We start from the raw sequence: 17873 nt of genomic DNA on the forward strand, positions 1-17873 counted from the left end.
TCACAAGCATGAACGTCGGTCGCATCCGTGTCCGCAACCTAGGGAGCCCCGCCCGGCCCTGTCAAGGCGTCCGGCGCCGGAACGCGACGGCGCCCCGCACGCGGGGTGCGGGGCGCCGAAAGGTACATGACGCCGCGTCAGCGGCGGGCGGGCGCGGGGCTCACAGGTGGCGGGTGGCCAGGGTCAGCCGGTCCCGGGCGTCGAACAGCGCGTCCCGGATCAGCTGCTCGCGGCCCGGCGTCAGCCGCGCCACCGGCACCGACACCGACACCGCGTCCCGGGCCGGGGTGCGGTACGGGATCGCCACGCCGAAGCAGCGCAGCCCCAGCGTGTTCTCCTCCCGGTCCACCGCGTAGCCGCGGGTGCGCACCTCGGCCAGCTCCCGGATCAGCTCCTCGCGGTCGGTGTGGGTGTGCTCGGTCAGCGGCTCCAGCCGCTCCGGCAGCAGCCGCCGCACCGCCTCGTCGCCCAGCGTGGCCAGCAGCGCCTTGCCGTGCGAGGTCGAGTACGCGGGCAGCCGCCGCCCGATCCGGGTGAACGGCCGCAGGCTGTGCTGGGACTGGCGGGTCGCCAGGTACACCACGTTCGCCCCGTCCAGCCGCGCCAGGTGGATGGTCTCCCCGGTGTCCTCCGCCAGCACGTCCAGCGCCGGGCGGGCCGCGGCCACCGCCGCGTCCCCGTCGATGTACGAACTGCCGACCAGCAGCGCCCGCACCCCGATCCCGTACCGGGTGCCGGTCGCGTCCGTCTCCACCCAGCCCAGCTCGGCCAGCGTGCGCAGCAGCATGTACAGGCTCGACTTCGGGTAGCCGGTCTGCTCCTGCACCTCCGCCAGGCTGTGCATGCCGGGCCGGCCCGCGAAGTACTCCAACAACTCCACCGTCCGCACGGCGGACTTCACCTGGGCGCCGCCGCCCTGGCTGGTGCCGCCCCGGGCGGCGTTGGTCGGCGAGGGCATCCTTGACCCCATTCTGTCCCGCGGCGTATCGTCCCGCGAAGTTCAAATAGTTGACTGCTGTTCAGCATACTGAACAGTTGAGGGTTGAGGGACCGTCCGGCCCCCGCGACGGGCCGCACACCGCCGCGCACCGGACGCTACCCGACCCCGCCACCCCACGAGGAGGCCCGCGCCATGACCGCCGCACCCCGCCCCGGCGCCCCCATCCCCAGCGTCGACCCGCGCACCGGCGCCGTCCGCGCCCACCCCGCCCGCGAGGCCGGGCCCGCCGACGTCGACCGGGCCGTCACCGCCGCCCACCACACCCTCGACGCCCTCGCCGACCGCCCCCGCCGCGCCGCCCTGCTGCACACCGCCGCCGACCTCCTCGACGCCGCCCGCCCCGAGATCCTCGCCGCCGCCGACGCCGAGACCGCCCTCGGCGAGACCCGCCTCACCGGCGAACTCGCCCGCACCACCCACCAGTTGCGCACCTTCGCCGAGACCGCAGCCGACGGCGGCTACCTCGACGTCCGGATCGACCGCGCCGACCCCGCCACCGGCCGCCCCGACCTGCGCCGCACCAAGACCCCGCTCGGCGTCGCCGCCGTCTTCGCCGCCGGCAACTTCCCGCTCGCCTTCAGCGTCCCCGGCGGCGACACCGCCAGCGCCCTCGCCGCCGGCTGCCCCGTCGTCGTCAAGGCCCACCCCGGACACCCCGGGACCGGCGAACTCTGCGCCCGCCTGCTGCGCCGCGCCGCCGAACGCGTCGGCCTGCCCGCCGAGATCCTCACCACCGTCCACGGCCTCGCCGCCGGCACCCGCCTCGTCCAGCACCCGCTCACCGCCGCCATCGGCTTCACCGGCTCACTGCGCGGCGGCCGCGCCCTGCACGACCTCGCCGCCGCCCGCCCCCACCCCATCCCCTTCCACGGCGAACTCGGCAGCCTCAACCCCGTCCTGGTCACCGAACGCGCTGCCGCCACCCGCGCCGAGGAGATCGGGGCCGGCCTCGCCGCCTCCTTCACCCTCGGCCAGGGCCAGTACTGCACCAAACCCGGCCTCGTCCTCGTCCCCGCCGGCCACCCCGCCCTCGAACGCGCCGCCGTCAAGGCCGCCGCCGCCGCGGACGCCGCACCCCTGCTCGACCCCCGCATCCGCGACTCCTACCTCACCGGCGCCGCCCACCGCGCCGCCCTCCCCGGCGTCGAGACCCTGCTGCCCCCCGGCCCCGCCCCCACCCCCGGAGCCCCGCTCGCCGTCCGCCCCGGCATCCTCGCCGTCGCCGCCACCGACCTCCACGACGACCTGCTCGACGAGTGCTTCGGCCCGCTCACCGTCCTGGTCCGCTACCGCGACCACGCCGACCTGCACACCGCCCTCACCCGCCTCCCCGGCACCCTCACCGCCACCCTCCACCTCGCCCCCGACGAGCCCCCCACCGAAACCCGCCCCCTCCTCGCCCTCCTCACCCCCCTCGCCGGCCGCCTCGTCCTCAACACCTGGCCCACCGGCGTCACCGTCACCCCCGCCATGCACCACGGCGGCCCCTACCCCGCCGCCACCACCCCCACCACCTCCGTCGGCACCTCCGCCATCCACCGCTGGCTCCGCCCCGTCACCTACCAGGACACCCCGCCGGAACTCCTCCCGGCCGAACTCCGCGACTGACCCCGCCCCGCCCCGCCCCGCCGGGGCGCCAGGGCGCCGGGCGTCACCGAAGCGGACTTTCCGGACGGGCCGCGGTGACCGGGCGTCAGGAGGGGACGGGCCAGGGGCGGGCGGTGACCTGGAAGGGGGTGGGGTCGGCGAGGGCTACGGCGGCGTGGTGGTGGGGCGGGGCGGGGGTGTCGGTGAGGTGGTAGGGGAGGGACCAGGTGTCTTCGGGGGCGAGGGGGCCTTCGAGGGGGACGCGCAGGCCCTGGACCAGGCGGCCGCCGTGGGCCTTGACCAGGGCTTCCTTGCGGGCCCAGAGGCGGGCGAAGAGTTCGGCGCGGTGGGTGGGGTCGGGAGTGGCGCGCAGGAGCTGGGCCTCGGCGGGCGGGAAGTAGCGGGCGGCCATGGCGGCGGTGTCGGTGGCGGGCAGGACGCGCTGGATGTCGACGCCGACCGGGCGGGTGGGGGAGAGGGCGATCAGGGCGTGGGCGCCGGAGTGGGAGAGGTTGAACTGGGGCCCGCCGGGGAGGGCGGGTTTGCCGTGCGGGCCGTGCTGCCAGCGGAGTTCGGCGGGTGCGGCGCCGAGCCGTTCGGCCAGCAGGCGGCGGAGGGCGGCGTGGGCGAGGACGTAGCGGCGGCGGGTGTCGGGGTGGCGGCAGGCGTCGGCGCGGCGCCGTTCGGCCGGGTCGAGGTCGGCGAGCAGGGGCGCGAGGGGGAGGTCCGGCCCGGGGTCGGTCACCAGCCAGAGCAGGACGGTGTCGGCGCTCACCGGGGCGGGGCGAGGGTCGCGGCGGTGCGGTCCAGGGACGGGAGGGCGGGGCGGCCGGTGAGGGCCATGGTGTGGGAGAGCTCCTCGGTGGCCAGGTCCAGCACGCCCGCGACGCCGTCCGCGCCACCGGCCGCCAGGCCCCACAGCACCGGACGGCCGAGCAGCACCGCCCGCGCGCCGAGCGCCAGGGCGGCGAACGCGTCCGCACCGCTGCGCACCCCGCCGTCGAACAGGACCGGGCAGGCGGCGCCGACCGCGGCCACCACCTCCGGGAGGGCGTCCAGGGCGGCCGGGGCGGTGTCGAGCTGCCGGCCGCCGTGGTTGGAGACGACCACCGCGTCCGCCCCGTGGGCCACGGCGCGGCGGGCGTCCTCGGCGGTCAGGATGCCCTTGAGGACCAGCGGCAGCGTGCTGCGCCCGCGCAGCCAGGCCAGGTCGGCCCAGGTCACCGACGGGTCGACGGCCTCGGCCGTGTGCACGGCGAGCGCGGAGCGGCCGGGGGCGGAGCGGTGGGCGGAGGCCATCAGCGACGGGTCCAGGTTGACGGCGCGGACGTCCGGCGGGACGGCGAAACCGTTGCGGGCGTCGCGGTGGCGGCGGCCCAGGTACGGGGCGTCCACGGTCAGCACCAGGGCCCGGTAGCCGGCCGCGGCGGCCCGTCCGGCCAGGTCCGCCAGCACCTCGCGGCGGCGCAGCCAGTACAGCTGCAGCCAGCACGGCCCGGTGGCCGCGGCGGCGATCGCCTCCAGCGGACTGGAGGCGAACAGGCTCACCACGTACAGCGCCCCGGCCCGCCCGGCCCCGCGGGCGGTGGCGAGCTCGCCCTCCGGGTGCAGCAGCCGGTGGTACGCGGTGGGGGCGACGCCCACCGGGGTGGCCAGCGGGGCGCCGAGCAGCTCCGTCGCGGTGTCGCACACCGAGACGTCCACCAGCACCCGGGGCCGCAGCGTCACCCGTTCGAACGCCTGCCGGTTCGCCGCCAGCGCCCGTTCCCCGCCCGCCCCGCCCTCGACGAAGTCGCGGACGGGGGACGGGAGTCGGCGGTACGCGGCGGTGCGGTAGTCGGCCAGGCGGAGCGGGGCGGGCGGCGGGTCGGGCAGCGGGGCGGTCATCGGGACACCTCGGCGGATCGGTCCGGGCGCGGGGACGGGAGCGGGCGCGGGCGCGGGCGTGCTCACCGGGGCGCCCCCGGGTCCGGCAGCGCTCCCGGGTCTGGCAGAGCCCCCGGGTCCGGCAGTGCTCCCAGTTCCCACCACAGGCCGGTGCCCGGCTGGGCCGGGTCGGCGGGGTGCGGTCCGGCGGGGGCGATGCCGGCCGGGTCGAGCCGCAGGACGCGCTCGCCCGGCAGCGGGTCGCCGAACAGCAGCGCGACGCCCCGGCTGGTGGCGGGGACGGCGACCGGGACGCCCGGGTCGTACGGCAGCCAGTCCTGCTCGACGACCAGCAGCAGGGCCCGGCGCAGCCCCGCCGTGTCCGCGTACGCGGTCAGCAGCCGCAGGGCGGTGAACGCGGCCGTGCCGTCCGGGCCGGTGACGGCGAACGACAGCGGGGCGCCCGGACAGCGGTGGCTCAGCCAGCAGGCGGTGGCCCGGCCCGGGGTCAGGTCGGGGACGGCGTGCGCGAGCACCAGCAGGTCGACCTGTTCGCCCGCCGGGACCACCGCCCGGATCAGCGCCTCGGCCATCTCCCCGTACGACTGCCCGGACGGCTGGCCATACGACTGCCCGGACGGCTGGCCGCCGGCCGGCGCGTCGACGGCGGGGGAGGGGCCGTACGGGGCGAGGGCGAGGCCGTACGGGGCGAGCAGGTCGGTCAGGTAGCGGCGCAGGCGGGCCGCGTGCACCGGGTCGGCGGCCAGTGCGGACGGCTCCGGGAAGGTCAGCCGGGCGGTGCGGCGCACGCCCCAGCGGGAGGGGCCGGCGGCGGGCGGGCGCGGGGGGAGGAGGGTGCGGAGCGTCACGCGTCCGCCAGCAGGTTGCCCGCGACGTAGGCGGCGAGCGAGCCGACGGTGGTGAAGTCGTCCCGGCCCAGGTCCTCCACGCTGATCTCCAGGCCGAGGCGCTCCTCGAGTTCCAGGACGAGTTCCAGGCCGGTGGTGGAGTTCAGCCCGAGGGCGTCCAGCAGCGCGGTGTCGGCGTCCGCGCCGGTCACCTCGCGCTTGAGCACGACCGGCAGCAACGCGCAGATCGCGTCGACCAGTTGGGGGGAGGGGACGGGGGAGGTCATCAGAGGGCTCCTTGGGGAGGGAGGGGGTCAGTGCTGGAGGACCATGGCGGCGAACGTCGCGCCGCGCCCGGCGCCCGCCGCGGCCAGGACGTACGGCTCGCCCCGGCGCAGCAGGCCGCGCTGCCGGGCGGTGCGGTGGTTGACGAAGTGGTCGGCGCAGAAGACGTGCCCGACCGCCGGCACGTTGTCGAGCACCACCCGCTCGCGCGGGTAGCCGAGGAGACGGCAGACCTGGTGCCAGGCCGCCCGGTTGACGTTGTGCGGCAGGACGGCCGTGACCGCCTCCAGCGCCAGCCCGGCCCGCTCGACGGCGGCCAGCACCGTCGCCGCCAGCGCCTCGCCGTAGATCCGCTGGAACTCCAGGGCCTGCTCCTCGGCGTCGGTGTCGAACTCGCCGCGCAGGTCGGCCGCGTACGCCAGCACCCGGTCCCGCCCGCCCACCGGGGAGACCAGGCAGGCCCCGGCACCCTCGCCGAAGAACGAGCTGCCCGGCACCATCCCCGCCTCCGGGGTGAACGCCTTCTCCCCGGCCAGCACCAGCGCCAGCGCGTCCGGATCGCCGTCGGCGGCCAGCAGCCGGCCCGCCGCGTCGATCGCCAACAGGCCCGAGGCGCAGGCGTGGTGGCCGACCGAGAAGACCGGCACCCCCTCGTCCAGGCCCAGCTCCGCACACAGCTCCCGCACCGGGTCGTGCGGGAACGGGACGACGGTCGGGAACGAGCGGGCGTGCAGCACGTACCGCACCCGGTGCTCCCGGCCGCGCAGCGCCGCCAGCCCGGCCGCCGCGCCGCGCAGCAGGTCCAGCAGGCTGCCGCCCGGGTCCCGGGCGACCTCGCCCAGCCCGTGGTAGCGGCGGAAGATCCGCAGCTCCATCGGCGTCAGCCCGTACTCCCCGGCCAGCGCCTCGATCGGGACCCGGCCGGACGGCAGGTGGTCGGAGACGGCCAACAGCGACGTCACCGCGGCACCCCAGCCCGCACGGCACCGGAACCCGCGGCCGCGTCCACACCTGTTCCGGCGTCCGCGCCGGCGTCCGCGCCGCTCTCTGCTTCGGCGTCCGTGCCGGCGTTCGTTCCGGCGTTCGTTCCGGAGTCCGCTTCGGCGTCCGCCGCCAGGAACGCCAGCGCCGCCTCGACCGCGAGTTCCTCCACCGTGCGCGCCAGCGCCTCCGCGTCGGCGGGGGAGACGTGCCGGGTGTCGGTCAGGACTTCCATCAGCAGGCCCTCCGGGGCGTCCTCGAACTGGGCCTGCAGGATGCGTCCCGGCAGGTCCGTGCGCCGGGTCCAGCGGAAGGTGCTGCGGGCCCGGGCGGCCCGCAGGGCCGGGGCGGTGGGCGGCGGGGTGTCGGCGGCCGGGAGGCCGGTGGTGCGGTCGTTGAAGAAGCACTGGACGTCCAGGTCCTCGCCGCGTTCCGCCGCGACCCGGGCGATCAGTTCGTTCAGGCGCTCCGGGTGGAAGTAGGCGTGCTTGTACGCGGCCAGGGTCGCGCCCCGGGCCGCCGCGACGGCGGCCGGGACGCTGCCGTCGCCCAGGTCGAGGACGGCGATGCCGGCCTGCGCGGCCATGCAGACCGTCCCGCCGATCGCCGAGCGGAAGCGGTTGTTGACCACCGGGCGGAGCACCACCGGCTGCGCCGCGCCGATCCGGCGCAGCGCCAGGGCGTACAGGCCCAGCAGGGCGGCGCGGGTGTCGCCGCCGGTGCGGGCGGCCACCAGCGGCAGCGCCAGCGGGAGGGCGGGGGAGCGGAACTCGCCGGTCCAGTGGCGGGGTTCGCGCGGGTCGGTGGAGGGCGCGAAGCGCCGGGCCGGGACGGTGCGCAGGATCCGCTCCCAGTGGCGCAGCGCCCGGGCGTTCTGCTGCTGCCCGGCCGGCGAGCCCTGCCAGGCCGCCTGTTCCAGCTGCTGCAGTCCGCTGACCGGGCCGCTCGCCCGCTCGCGCACCTCGCGGAGCATGATTGTTCCGCCCGCCGCGTCCGCGACCAGGTGGTTCATCACGCTGACCAGGTGGGTCGGGCGGCCGCCGGAACGCACCACCGCCATCCGCACCGGCCACTCCCCGGCGTAGTCGAACGGCCGTTCCCGGTAGGCGAGTTCGACCTGTTCCGCGAGCCCGGCCGGGTCGGTCCCGGCGGGTGCGTCGTACAGCTCCAGGGCGATTCGGCCGGAGGCGGACAGCTGCTGCGTCGGGTGCCCGTCCGGGCCGAACCGCAGCCGGGTGCGCATCGACGGGAACCGGCCCATCAGGTAGCGCAGCTCGGCCGCCACCGACTCGACGGTGCTGCCCGCCGGGAGGGCGGCCGTCCCGCCGATCGGCAGCGAGTTGCGCTGCGCGACCATCGCGTGCCAGATCTCCCACATGCCCCAGGAGAGTTCGCCGACGCCCGCGCCCTCCCCGGCGAAGGGCACCTCGATCCGCTCGGCGGGTCCGGGTCCGATCGCGAGGCCGGGGTCGGGGCCGGGGCCGATCGCGAGGCCGGGTCCGGGGCCGGGTCCGATCGTGGGGCCGGGGCCGACCACGGGGTCGCTGCCGGTCATGAGGCCACCACCGTCGCGGCCCGGTGCCGCTGCCGCATCAGGAACTTGCGGACCTTGCCGGTCGGCCCGAGGATCAGCTCCTCCTCGCCGATCACCAGCACCGCGCGCAGCGTCGCCGCTGCCGCGGGCGTCAGCGCCGCCCGCACCGCCGGGGCCCGGTCGACGGACGGGTCGGCGTCCGGGCGCAGCGCCAGCAGCACGTCCGTCACCACGGACCCGCCTCCGGCGCCGCCGCCCGCCGGTTCCGTCCGCAGCGACACCACCGTGCAGTCCAGCACGTCCGGGCAGGCCGTCAGGACCCGTTCCTCGCTCAGCGCCGTGTACAGCCACTCGCCGCCGCCCAGGTCGACGGCGTCCACCGCCCGGTCCACGTGGAAGTAGTAGCCCTCCTCGTCCCGGTACAGCAGGTCGCCGGTCAGGTAGTAGCCGTCCAGCCGGTTGCGGTAGGTGGCCGCCGAGTCGTTCCAGTAGCCCGGGGCCAGCGTCGGGGCCCGCAGCGCCAGGTGGCCGACCTCGCCGACCGGGACCTCCCGGCCGGTGGCCGGGTCGAGCAGCGCCACCTCGGCGAAGCCGTGCGGGACGCCGACGCAGCGCCCGTAGCGCCCGGTGTCCGGACCGTGGGTGAGGTGGAACGCGGAGTGGCCCATCTCGGTGGAGCCCAGCCCGTCCACGAAGTGCGAGCCCGGCACCCGCCGCACCCCTTCCCGGGTCACCGTCACCCGCGAACCGGCCGCCACCAGGCGGCGCACGTGCGGCTCGTGCGCGCAGTCACCGGTGTTGAACCAGAGCGCGACGGAAGAGAGCCGGCGCTGCGTCAGGTCGTGCCGGGCCAGCTGCGCCCAGGTCGCGGCGAAGCCGAACACGCCGGTCGGCTCCCAGCGCTCGATCGCCGACAGCACCTGCTCGCCGTCCTGCCCGGACAGGAACAGCACCTCGCTGCGGTGGCACAGCGCCAGGTTCAGCGTCGAGACGCCCGCCGCGTGCGCGGTCGGCAGCGCGCTGAGGATCCGCTCGGTGCCCCGGGCGCGCGGCGCCGCCAGCCGGAACAGCTTCACCGCCGCGAACAGGCTGGCGTGCGAGTGCACCACCGCCGCGGGCAGCCGGGTGGTCCCCGAGGAGTGCGTGATCACCACCGGGTCCTCCGGGTGGTGCCGGTACGGGGCGGGCGCCGCCGCCGGGTCGCCGCCGCCCGGCCCGCCGGCGTCCTCGTGCAGGGCAACGCCCGGGTCCTCGCCCGCCAGCCGCTCCCGGTGCTCGGCGTCCGTCAGCAGCGCCACCGCCCGCAGCCGGCGCAGGTACCCGGCCGCCACGTCGCCCGGCAGGTGCCGGTTCAGCAGCGCCGGGACGGCGCCCAGCCAGGCCAGTGCCAGGAAGTTCAGCAGGCAGTCCGCCGACCCCGACACGTACAGCGCCACCGGGTCGCGCGGCCCGATCCCGCGCCCGTGCCACCACGCCGCCCGGGCCGCCACCCGCTCGTGCAACTGCCCGAGCGTCAGCCCGTGCCCGGCCGGGAAGCCGTCGACCGGCACGTCGAACGCCGCGCCCGGCCCGTCCGGGTCCGCGCCGTGCGCCAGCAGCGAGGTCAGCACGTTGCCCGTGCCGAGCCCCGGGTCGGCGGCCAGCCGCGCCCTGATTCCGGTGTCCCTCACGTCCTGCCGCCCTTTCCGAGCACGTCCGTCACGTCCTGCCGTCCTTGCCGAGCACGTCCCTCGTCACGCCCCTCACGTCCCGCCGCCCTCCCCGGGCACGCCCGTCACCTCCCCGACGAGCACGCCCGTCACCTCCCCGATCGCCGCCAGCAACTGCGCCCGGCCCGGTTGGCAGGCCCGGTCCAGCGCCGGGGCGAACGGCAGCACCGCCCCCTCCGGGCGGGTCACCCGGCGCGGCGCGGCCCGCAGCCGCGGCCCCTCGGCGGCCGTCGCCAGCACCTCCGCGGCGAACCCGCAGGAGCGGTTCGAGTCGTCCAGCACCACCAGCCGCCCGGTCCGCCGCAGCGAGGCCGCCAGGCCCGCCCGGTCCAGCGGGTGCAGGGTGCGCGGGTCGAACACCTCCACCGAGACCCGGCCCGCCAGCTCCTCGGCCACCGCCAGCGCCTCGTGCACCAGGTGGCCGACCGCCACCACCGTCACGTCGGTGCCCGCCCGGTGCACCCGGCCCAGGCCCAGCGGCACCGGACCCAGCGCCGCGAAGTCCACGTCCTCCCGCACCCCCAGCGCCCCCGACGGGGCGAACACCACCACCGGGTCGTCGTCCCGCAGCGCCGACAGCAGCAGCCCGTACGCGTCCGTCGGCGTGGCCGGCACCACCGTCTTCACCCCGACGTGCGCGAACAGGCCGTACGGGTGGTCCGAGTGCTGCCCCGCCCAGGACTCCCGCGAGCCCGAACCCGGCAGCAGGTACGTCACCGGCACCCGCAGCCGGCCGCCCGACATCAGCGAGAGCTTGTGCGCCTGGTTGGCGATCTGCTCGAACGCCAGGAACAGCAGCGACGGGATCTGGAACTCCACCAGCGGCCGCACCCCGGCCAGCGCCGCGCCGGTGGCGAACGAGGTGAACGCCTGCTCCGAGATCGGCGTGTCCAGCACCCGCTCCGGCCCGAACCGCCGCACCAGCCCCGCCGTCACGTACGACACCGCCACCCGGACGTCCTCGCCGAACACGCACACCGACCCGTCGCGCGCCATCTCGTCGCCCAGCGCCCGGTTCAACGCCTTCAGGTACGACAGCTTCGGCACCTCAGCCCACCTCCGTCGCGTACAGGTACGCCAGCGCCGAGGCCGGGTCAGGGTGCGGCGCCGCACGCGCGAACTCCACCGCGGCGTCGAGGAGTTCGTCGAGCTCCGCGTCGATCGCGGCGCGGACGGCGGCCGGGATCCGGGCCCCCTGCACCTCCAGCGGGTCCCGGGCCCGGCCCGCGGCCTCCTCCTCCGGCGAGCGGTAGCCCGGCCGGGCCGCGTGCTCCCAGGTGTGGTGCGCGTCGAAGCGGTACACCGCACACTCCAGCAGCGTCGGCCCGCCGCCCGCCCGGGCCCGGGCCACCGCCTCCGCGGTCGCCGCCAGCACCGCCCGCGGATCCGTCCCGTCCACCGCCAGCGCCGGGATGCCGAACGCCGCCGCCCGGCCCAGCACGCTGCCCGCCACCGCGTCCGCCGTCCGGGTCGAGGTGGCGAACCCGTTGTTCTCGCACACCAGCACCACCGGTGCCCGCCACAGCGCCGCCAGGTTGAACGCCTCCAGCACCACGCCCTGGCTCACCGCGCCGTCCCCGAAGTACGCCACCGCCACCCGGTCCGAGCCCGCCCGGCGCAGCGCCCAGGCCGCGCCCGCCGCGATCGGTACCGCCGCGCCCACCATCGCGTTCGCGCCCAGCACGCCCAGCGCGAAGTCCGCCGCGTGCATCGACCCGCCCCGGCCCCGGTTCAACCCCGCCTCCCGGCCCGCCAGTTCGGCCATCATCCGCGCCGGGTCCGCACCCTTCGCCAGCACGTGCCCGTGCCCGCGGTGGGTGGAGGCGATCAGGTCGTCCGGCCGCAGCGCCGCACAGGTGCCCGCCGCGACCGCCTCCTGCCCCGTGCACGGGTGGATGCCGCCCGGCACCACCCCCGCCCGGACCAGCTCCACCGCCCGCCGCTCGAAACCCCGGATCAGCGCCACCGTCCGGTACAGGCCGGCGTCAGCAGTCATCCCGGCCCGCCTCGGGAGAGCGCCACAGCACCGGGCAGAACTCCGGGTCCGCGTAGTCCGGCCGCCCGTCCGGCAGCCGGCGCACCAGCACGTCGTGGTTGTACACCGCCGCGCCGCCGTCCGAGAGCGGGAAGCGCCGGTACTCGTTCGCCCCGTCCTGGAGGTGGAAGGAGACCGCCCGGCGCGGCCGCCCGCTGAGGTTCGGCCCCGAGCCGTGGTACGTGCGGCAGTGGTGGAACGACAGGTGCCCCTTCGGGATCACCAGCGGCACCTTCCGCACCTCGACGCCGTTGTGCGCCGCGTTCACCGCCAGCAGCCGCTCCAGGTCGCCCCGGTCGCGGTCCGCGAAGTGCCGGGTCACCGAGTCCTCCCGGCCCACCTCCCGCCAGCGGTGGCTGCCGTCCACCACCGTCAGCGTGCCCATCTCCTCGTCGCAGTCGTGGAACGGCACGAACGCCGTCAGCATCCGCTCCGAACTCGACGTCGACCAGTAGTGCTTGTCGAGGTGCCAGGGCACCACGTTGCTCGGCTCGCCCGCCACCGCCGGCTTCAGGATCAGCGTCGACTGGAACACCCGGATCTCCGACACCCCCGCCAGCAGCGCCGCCACCGCCCCCACCAGCGGCTTGCACAGGATCCGCGCGATCGGGTCGCTCTCGTAGTGCACGTAGTCGTTGTGCCGCTGCACCGGCCCGTCCGACGGCTGCCAGGCCGCCAGCCGCGGCGGCCGCACCGGCAGCTCCCGGCTGCGCGCCCCCGCGTAGTACCCCTCGGCGGCCGCCGCCAGCGCGTCCACCTCGGCGTCCGTGAACAGCTTCGGCGCCAGGTACCAGCCGTGCTCCGCGTAGAACGCCACGTCCGTCGCGCTCGGCAGCAACTCCCGCTCCTCGGCGGTCAGTTCGAACCGCAGCTCGGCCCCGCCCGGCACCCTCGGCTCGGTCCCGCCCGCCGGCTTCGGCTCGGCCCTGCCCGCGGGCTTCGGCCCGGCCCCGATCACCGCGCCACCGCCGGAGTCCGGACCGCCGCCAGCTCGCGCTCCTTGGCCGCGTACAGCGCCGGGATGTTGGCGGTGCCGAAGGTGCGGGCGCCGTGCCGCTCGATCAGCTCCCAGAAGAACGTCCGCCGCACGTGCAGCGAGGTGGCGAAGATCTGGTACAGCTCGCCCCAGTGGTCCCGGTCCAGCAGGATCCCGCGGCTGCGCAGCCGCTCCGCCGGACGGGCCGCCAGCGTGTCGTAGTAGGCGTCCGGCGTCGGCGCGAACCCCAGCCCGCGCCCCGCCATCGCGTCCACCGCCGCCGCGACGTCCGGGCAGGACAGCGCCAGGTGCTGCACCCCCGGGCCGCCGTGCCAGGCCAGGAAGTCGTCCACCTGCCCCGGCTCGCGTGCCCCGTCCGGCTGGATCAGCGTCAGGGTGATCCCGCCCGACGGGCTCTGCACCACCCGGGAGAACATGCCCTGCCCGCCGACCTCGATGTACTCCTCGAACACGACGTCGAAGCCGAACGCCTCCCGGTAGTACGCCACCGTGGCGTCCAACTCCCCGTCCGGCACGCACACCGCCGCGTGGTCGATCCCCCGGACCAGGCCCGGGTCCGGCACCCCGCCGTCCGGCACCCCGCCGTCCGGCACCGCGACCAGGCCCGGCAGGAACTCTCCGCTTCGGCGCTCCACCAGCCGGTGCACCACGTCGCCGAACCCCGAGACCACCGCCGTCACCACCCCGCCGTCCTCCCGGGGCGGTTCCACCCCGCGCGCGCCGCCGGCCACCGCCGCCGCGTACCCGGCCGTCGCGTCCGGCGTGCCGAACGCCAGCACCGCCACCCCGTCCCCGTGCCGGGCGACGTACTGCGCCGCCGGGTGCCCCGGCTCCAGTCCCGAGGTCAGCAGCACCCGGCAGCCGCCCTGCCCCAGCAGCAGACTGCGCTGCCCCGGCAGGCCGGTCTCCGGACCGCCCTGCGCCAGCAGGCGGAACCCGAGCCCCGCGGACAGCACGTACGCCGCCTGGCGTGCGTCCCCCACGTGGAACTCGACGTGGTCGAGATCGAGGAAATCCATCGCGTAGCAGTTCCTTCTCTTCACCGACGGTGCGTCAGATTGCTTGTCGTACAAGGGACTTGCTCAGACCTTCCGGGCCAGGCGGGTGCTCGGCAGGCCCAGCACCAGGCTGACGTTGTGGCCGCCGAACCCGAACGAGTTCGCCACCGCGTGGCCGATCCCCGGCGCCGGACGCGGACCCTTCCGGACGTGGTCCAGCGCGCACTCGGGGTCCGGATCGTCCAGGTTGTGCGTCGGCGGCAGCAGCCCGCGCCGCAGCGCCAGCGCCGTCACCGCCGCCTCCACCACCCCCGAGGCGCCCAGTAGATGGCCGGTCACCGCCTTGGTCGCGCTCACCGGCGGCCCGTCCGCCCCGAACACCTGCCGGAGGGCCGACGCCTCCGCCCGGTCGCCCAGCCGGGTGCCGGTGCCGTGCGCGTTCACGTACCCCACGTCGCCCGGCGCCAGCCCCGCGCAGCGCAGCGCCAGCCGCATGCAGGCCGCCGCGCCCTCCCCGTCCGGGCGCGGCGTGGTCGGGTGGTGCGCGTCGTTGGTCGCCCCCCAGCCCAGCACGTCCGCGTACCCCGCCGCGCCCCGGCCGTCCGCGTGCCCGGCCCGCTCCAGCACCAGCACCCCCGCGCCCTCGCCCAGCACCAGACCGTTGCGCCGCCGGTCGAACGGCCGGCTCGCCCCCGCCGGGTCGTCACCCCAACCACGGGCCAGCGCACGGGCGTTGGTGAAGGTGTCGGCCAGCGTCGGGAACAGCGGCGCCTCCGAACACCCCGCCACCACCACGTCCGCCACCCCCTCGCGCAGCAGCCGCCACCCCTCCGCGACCGACTGCGCCCCCGCCGCGCAGGCCGTCCCCACCGAGGAGCTGTAGCCCCGGATGCCGTGCCCGATCGCCACCCGGGCCGCCGCCATGTTCGGCAGCATCCCCGGCAGCAGGTACGGGCTCACCCCCAGCCGCCCGCGCTCCGTGCGCGCCACCACCTGCGACTCCAGCGTCGCCAGCCCGCCCGTCCCCGACAGCACCACCGCGATCCGGTACGGGTCCACGTCCCGGCCCGCCACGATCCCGGCGTCCGCCAGCGCGTCCGCCGCCGCCCGCAGCGCCATCACGATGTACCGGTCCACCACCCGGGTCTCCGGCGCGGGCAGCACCGACACCGGATCGATCGGCGGCGCGAACCCCGCCACCTCCAGCGACCCGGCCAACGGCCCGTCCGGCTCCGGCCGGCGCAACCCCGACCGGCCCTCGCCCATCGCGGCGAACACCGCCCCGGCGCTGCTGCCGACCGGCGTCACCAGGCCCATCCCGGTGATCACGACACCCGCGTTCACGGCTGTGCTCCTTCCTGTTCCTGTTGACGGTCGGGATGGCCTGGGCGGCCGAGATGGTTGGGATGGCTTGGGTGGTCGGGGTGGTCGGGCCGGTTGAGACGGTCGGGGTGGTCGGGATGGTCGGGCCGGTCGGGATGGCCTGGGTGGCCGGGCTGGTCGAGATGGCCGAGGTGGCCGGGTCGGTTCGGGAGGGGCGGTGGGGCGAGCAGCACGGCGGCGGCCCGGTCCGATCCGCCGTCCGGGCCGGCGGCGGCCTGTTCGACCAGGACCAGCAGGACTAGCTCGGCGTCCCCGTCCGCGAGCAGCAGTTCGGCGACCTCCAACCCGGCCCCCGCACCGCCGACGCACACCACCGGGCCGGTCAGTCCCCGGCGCGCCGCCAGGTGCCCGGCCACCGCGTTCGGGACGGCCTGGAAGAACAGCAGCGGCCCGAGTCTCGCCCCGCCGTCCACCGCCTCAGCCACCTGCACCGCACCCGCCAGGTCGCCCAGCTCGCTGGCCACCACCACGGCGGTGACCGGCAGTTCGGCCGGGACGCCTCCCTGGTGCGCGTCCAGGCAGCGCCGGGCGGCCTCGGCGGCCAGCGGGCTGAACGAGGACGCCACGAACCCGGGCAGCACCGGCGGTTCGAGATCCGCCGCGGACCGCGGCCACCGTCCCGCCGCCAGCACCCGCAGCCCGGCGGCGGCCGCGGCCGCGGGCAGGTCCTCGGGCCGCACGGCGCTGTCCGCGGGCTGCGCGGCGCGGCTCACGGGAGGCCCACCAGCAGCGCGGTGTTCGCCCCGCCGAAGGCCGTGCTCAGGCTCAGCGCGTGACCGGCCCGCACCGTCCCCGCCCCGGCCTCCGCGCCCGGGTCCACGCCAGGGCCCGTCCCCGCCCCCGTCGGCTCGCGGACCAGGTTCAGCGCGCAGTCCGGGTCCGGCCCCAGCAGGCCCGCGTTCACCGGCAGCCGGCCCGCGCGCAACGCGGCCACGGTGACGACCAGTTCGAGCAGCGCCCCGGCCTCCAGGGCCTGGCCGTGCACCGACTTGGTCGAGGAGACCGGCACCCGGGCGGCGGCCGGGCCCAGGGCCAGATGCAGCGCGGCGGCCTCGGCCCGGTCGCCGAGCACGGTGCCCGCGCCGTGCGCGTTCACGTACCCGACCCGCTCCGGGCCCACCCCGCCCCGGTGCAGCGCGGCCCCGATCGCCCGGGCCAGCCCCGCCCCGTCCGGCCGGGGCCGGCAGACGTGGTGCGCGTCCCCCGCCCGGCCCCAACCGGTCAGCACCGCAAGGCAGTCGGCGCCCCGGGCGCGCGCCGCGTCCGCCGCCTCGACCACCACCGCGGCCACCCCGTCCCCGAGCAGCAGCCCGGTCCGCCCGGCGCTGAACGGGCGCACCCGCCCGTCCCGGGCCAGCGCCCCGCCCGCGTCGAACACCGCGAACTGGTCCGCCTCCACCAGGTACCCGGCCGCCACCACCACCCGCTCCACCCGCCCGCGGGCCACCGCCGAAGCGGCGTCCGCGACCGCGTCGGCCGAGGCCGTGCAGCCCGAGGTGTACGCCCGCCCGGCCCCGGACAGGCCCGCCCGGCGGGCGACGGCCGCCGCGAAGGCGCCCGCCCCGTGCCCGGCCCGCTCCGCCGGAGCGGCCCGGGCCAGCGCCGGGTCACCGTGCACCGCCAGGTACAGCGGGCAGTCGGCCCGCCGGGCGGCGGACAGGCCCGCCGAAGCGCAGGCCGCCTCGATCGCCCGGTCCAACTCCCCTTCCAGCACCAGCGGTTCGGGGTGCACCGCGGCCCGGTCGACCCGCCGCCCGGACACCTCGAACCGCCCCACCGGCCCGAACGCCGCCCGCCCGTCCAGCGCCGCCCGCAGCAGCGGACGCACGCCCCGTCCGAACGCGCTCAGCACCCCCGTCCCGCAGACCACCACGGACCGGGGGCCCCGGCGGGCCGTCAGTACGGTGTCGGTCATCGTCGGTCACCTCTCGATCCACTTGGTCAGCAAGGAAGTTGATGGTCCATCAGGTTCGTTCGGGCGGGAGTGGGTCGGCGATACGGCGCCGTCCCACGGCCCGCCGGCTCACCGCTGCGGTTCGGCCCGCAGCGCGCCCAGCAGCTCCGCCGCGTCGGACACCGTGGCGATCCGGGCCAGCGTGTCGTCGTCCAGCCGCCGTCCGTGCCGCTGCTCGATCACGTGCGCCAGCCAGGCCAGCTCCATCGAGTCGACCCGCTCCGGCACCTCCTCCGGCGTCCGGCCGCCGAACTCCGCCAGCAGCAGCAGGACTTCGTCCCGCGCGGTCGCCGCACTCACGCCGGGCCGCCCGCCACCGCGGCCCGCAGCCGGGCGGCCACCGCCGCGCCGAACCCGCCGACCGTCATGGTGCCGAGCTGCTCCGCCTCGTCGTCCTCGAACCGGACGCCGAAGCGCTCCTCGACCCGCACGCCCAGCTCGGCCAGCGCCAGCGACTCCAGGTCCGCGCCGGCCGGGCCGAGCGGGGTGTCGTCGTCGACCTCGCTGGTGTCGTAGTTCATCTCGCGCAGCGCGGCCAGCACGAACGCGCGGATCTCCGCCGGGGAGGCCGGGGAGGCCGTGCCGGGGGTCGCTTCGGAGGTGGTTCCAGTGGACATCGCCGCTTCTTCCTTCTCGTGTCTCGATCAGATGAGGGGTCCTGGCATCAGGCGCCGGGACCCGGTCAGCTCGGGCGGG

At 77.0% G+C, this 17873-nt stretch carries 18 protein-coding genes; 1 reads left to right on the top strand and 17 read right to left on the bottom strand.

Translation table 11 applies throughout. The features are described from left to right. Positions 1 to 160: 160 nt before the first annotated feature. Entirely contained in the window at positions 161 to 958 is a 798-nt protein-coding gene (locus EDD39_RS36605; protein WP_051817343.1) for an IclR family transcriptional regulator, read from the bottom strand. 174 nt (positions 959 to 1132) lie between these two features. Between EDD39_RS36605 and EDD39_RS36610 the strand changes: the two genes are divergently transcribed. Further along, positions 1133 to 2608 carry an aldehyde dehydrogenase (NADP(+)) gene (locus EDD39_RS36610; RefSeq protein ID WP_123563880.1) on the top strand — a complete coding sequence of 492 codons (1476 nt, stop codon included), beginning with the start codon at positions 1133 to 1135 and terminating at the stop codon, positions 2606 to 2608. Positions 2609 to 2693: 85 nt separating this feature from the next. On the opposite strand, the gene EDD39_RS42440 is transcribed toward EDD39_RS36610, so the two are convergent. The 16 genes from EDD39_RS42440 to EDD39_RS36690 all read right to left on the bottom strand — a co-directional run bounded on the left by EDD39_RS42440 (position 2694) and on the right by EDD39_RS36690 (position 17794). Continuing rightward, complete coding sequence (locus EDD39_RS42440; RefSeq protein ID WP_123563881.1) at positions 2694 to 3362, bottom strand: 4'-phosphopantetheinyl transferase family protein; 669 nt, start codon at positions 3360 to 3362, stop codon at positions 2694 to 2696. Then, positions 3359 to 4474, bottom strand: a complete 1116-nt coding sequence (locus EDD39_RS36620) for an alpha-hydroxy acid oxidase (protein ID WP_123563882.1) — start codon at positions 4472 to 4474, stop codon at positions 3359 to 3361. The genes EDD39_RS42440 and EDD39_RS36620 overlap by 4 nt, the downstream gene beginning before the upstream one ends. A gap of 62 nt (positions 4475 to 4536) precedes the next feature. Then, positions 4537 to 5322, bottom strand: coding sequence for a hypothetical protein (locus EDD39_RS36625; protein ID WP_123563883.1), 786 nt, complete (start codon positions 5320 to 5322; stop codon positions 4537 to 4539). Next, the gene (locus EDD39_RS36630; RefSeq protein ID WP_123563884.1) at positions 5319 to 5588 is read right to left on the bottom strand and encodes a phosphopantetheine-binding protein; all 270 of its coding nucleotides are present in this window, start codon (positions 5586 to 5588) and stop codon (positions 5319 to 5321) included. The genes EDD39_RS36625 and EDD39_RS36630 overlap by 4 nt, the downstream gene beginning before the upstream one ends. A 27-nt stretch (positions 5589 to 5615) precedes the next feature. After that, positions 5616 to 6548, bottom strand: a complete 933-nt coding sequence (locus EDD39_RS36635; RefSeq protein ID WP_123563885.1) for a 3-oxoacyl-[acyl-carrier-protein] synthase III C-terminal domain-containing protein — start codon at positions 6546 to 6548, stop codon at positions 5616 to 5618. Then, positions 6545 to 8122, bottom strand: coding sequence for a condensation domain-containing protein (locus tag EDD39_RS36640; RefSeq protein ID WP_123563886.1), 1578 nt, complete (start codon positions 8120 to 8122; stop codon positions 6545 to 6547). Before EDD39_RS36640 ends, EDD39_RS36635 begins: the two co-directional genes overlap by 4 nt. Next, the gene (locus EDD39_RS36645; protein ID WP_123563887.1) at positions 8119 to 9771 is read right to left on the bottom strand and encodes a class I adenylate-forming enzyme family protein; all 1653 of its coding nucleotides are present in this window, start codon (positions 9769 to 9771) and stop codon (positions 8119 to 8121) included. Before EDD39_RS36645 ends, EDD39_RS36640 begins: the two co-directional genes overlap by 4 nt. A 72-nt stretch (positions 9772 to 9843) precedes the next feature. Further along, positions 9844 to 10857 carry an alpha-ketoacid dehydrogenase subunit beta gene (locus EDD39_RS36650; protein WP_123563888.1) on the bottom strand — a complete coding sequence of 338 codons (1014 nt, stop codon included), beginning with the start codon at positions 10855 to 10857 and terminating at the stop codon, positions 9844 to 9846. A gap of 1 nt (position 10858) precedes the next feature. Next, positions 10859 to 11806 carry a thiamine pyrophosphate-dependent dehydrogenase E1 component subunit alpha gene (locus tag EDD39_RS36655; RefSeq protein ID WP_123563889.1) on the bottom strand — a complete coding sequence of 316 codons (948 nt, stop codon included), beginning with the start codon at positions 11804 to 11806 and terminating at the stop codon, positions 10859 to 10861. After that, positions 11796 to 12734, bottom strand: coding sequence for a phytanoyl-CoA dioxygenase family protein (locus EDD39_RS36660; RefSeq protein WP_208765758.1), 939 nt, complete (start codon positions 12732 to 12734; stop codon positions 11796 to 11798). The genes EDD39_RS36655 and EDD39_RS36660 overlap by 11 nt, the downstream gene beginning before the upstream one ends. Positions 12735 to 12799: 65 nt before the next feature. Next, positions 12800 to 13861 carry a 4-hydroxyphenylpyruvate dioxygenase gene (hppD, locus tag EDD39_RS36665; RefSeq protein ID WP_123563890.1) on the bottom strand — a complete coding sequence of 354 codons (1062 nt, stop codon included), beginning with the start codon at positions 13859 to 13861 and terminating at the stop codon, positions 12800 to 12802. A gap of 63 nt (positions 13862 to 13924) precedes the next feature. After that, on the bottom strand, positions 13925 to 15184 hold the full coding sequence (locus tag EDD39_RS36670; protein ID WP_244257494.1) for a beta-ketoacyl-[acyl-carrier-protein] synthase family protein: 1260 nt from the start codon (positions 15182 to 15184) through the stop codon (positions 13925 to 13927). Next, on the bottom strand, positions 15181 to 15936 hold the full coding sequence (locus EDD39_RS40475) for a beta-ketoacyl synthase chain length factor (protein ID WP_208765759.1): 756 nt from the start codon (positions 15934 to 15936) through the stop codon (positions 15181 to 15183). The genes EDD39_RS36670 and EDD39_RS40475 overlap by 4 nt, the downstream gene beginning before the upstream one ends. Next, complete coding sequence (locus tag EDD39_RS36680) at positions 15933 to 17138, bottom strand: beta-ketoacyl synthase N-terminal-like domain-containing protein (RefSeq protein WP_123563891.1); 1206 nt, start codon at positions 17136 to 17138, stop codon at positions 15933 to 15935. The genes EDD39_RS40475 and EDD39_RS36680 overlap by 4 nt, the downstream gene beginning before the upstream one ends. A 108-nt stretch (positions 17139 to 17246) precedes the next feature. Continuing rightward, positions 17247 to 17477 carry a hypothetical protein gene (locus EDD39_RS36685; protein WP_030463901.1) on the bottom strand — a complete coding sequence of 77 codons (231 nt, stop codon included), beginning with the start codon at positions 17475 to 17477 and terminating at the stop codon, positions 17247 to 17249. Further along, positions 17474 to 17794 carry an acyl carrier protein gene (locus EDD39_RS36690; protein ID WP_123563892.1) on the bottom strand — a complete coding sequence of 107 codons (321 nt, stop codon included), beginning with the start codon at positions 17792 to 17794 and terminating at the stop codon, positions 17474 to 17476. Before EDD39_RS36690 ends, EDD39_RS36685 begins: the two co-directional genes overlap by 4 nt. Positions 17795 to 17873: the final 79 nt, after the last annotated feature.

The organism is Kitasatospora cineracea, from assembly GCF_003751605.1.
GTDB lineage: Bacteria > Actinomycetota > Actinomycetes > Streptomycetales > Streptomycetaceae > Kitasatospora > Kitasatospora cineracea.

Bases quoted from the DNA above. Each gene is read 5' to 3' on its own strand.
- EDD39_RS36680 (WP_123563891.1), bottom strand. From the start codon at position 17,138: ATGACCGACACCGTACTGACGGCCCGCCGGGGCCCCCGGTCCGTGGTG.
- EDD39_RS36610 (WP_123563880.1), top strand. From the start codon at position 1,133: ATGACCGCCGCACCCCGCCCCGGCGCCCCCATCCCCAGCGTCGACCCG.
- EDD39_RS36690 (WP_123563892.1), bottom strand. From the start codon at position 17,794: ATGTCCACTGGAACCACCTCCGAAGCGACCCCCGGCACGGCCTCCCCG.
- EDD39_RS36620 (WP_123563882.1), bottom strand. From the start codon at position 4,474: ATGACCGCCCCGCTGCCCGACCCGCCGCCCGCCCCGCTCCGCCTGGCC.
- EDD39_RS36630 (WP_123563884.1), bottom strand. From the start codon at position 5,588: ATGACCTCCCCCGTCCCCTCCCCCCAACTGGTCGACGCGATCTGCGCG.
- EDD39_RS36605 (WP_051817343.1), bottom strand. From the start codon at position 958: ATGCCCTCGCCGACCAACGCCGCCCGGGGCGGCACCAGCCAGGGCGGC.
- EDD39_RS36655 (WP_123563889.1), bottom strand. From the start codon at position 11,806: ATGACTGCTGACGCCGGCCTGTACCGGACGGTGGCGCTGATCCGGGGT.
- hppD (WP_123563890.1), bottom strand. From the start codon at position 13,861: ATGGATTTCCTCGATCTCGACCACGTCGAGTTCCACGTGGGGGACGCA.
- EDD39_RS36640 (WP_123563886.1), bottom strand. From the start codon at position 8,122: ATGACCGGCAGCGACCCCGTGGTCGGCCCCGGCCCCACGATCGGACCC.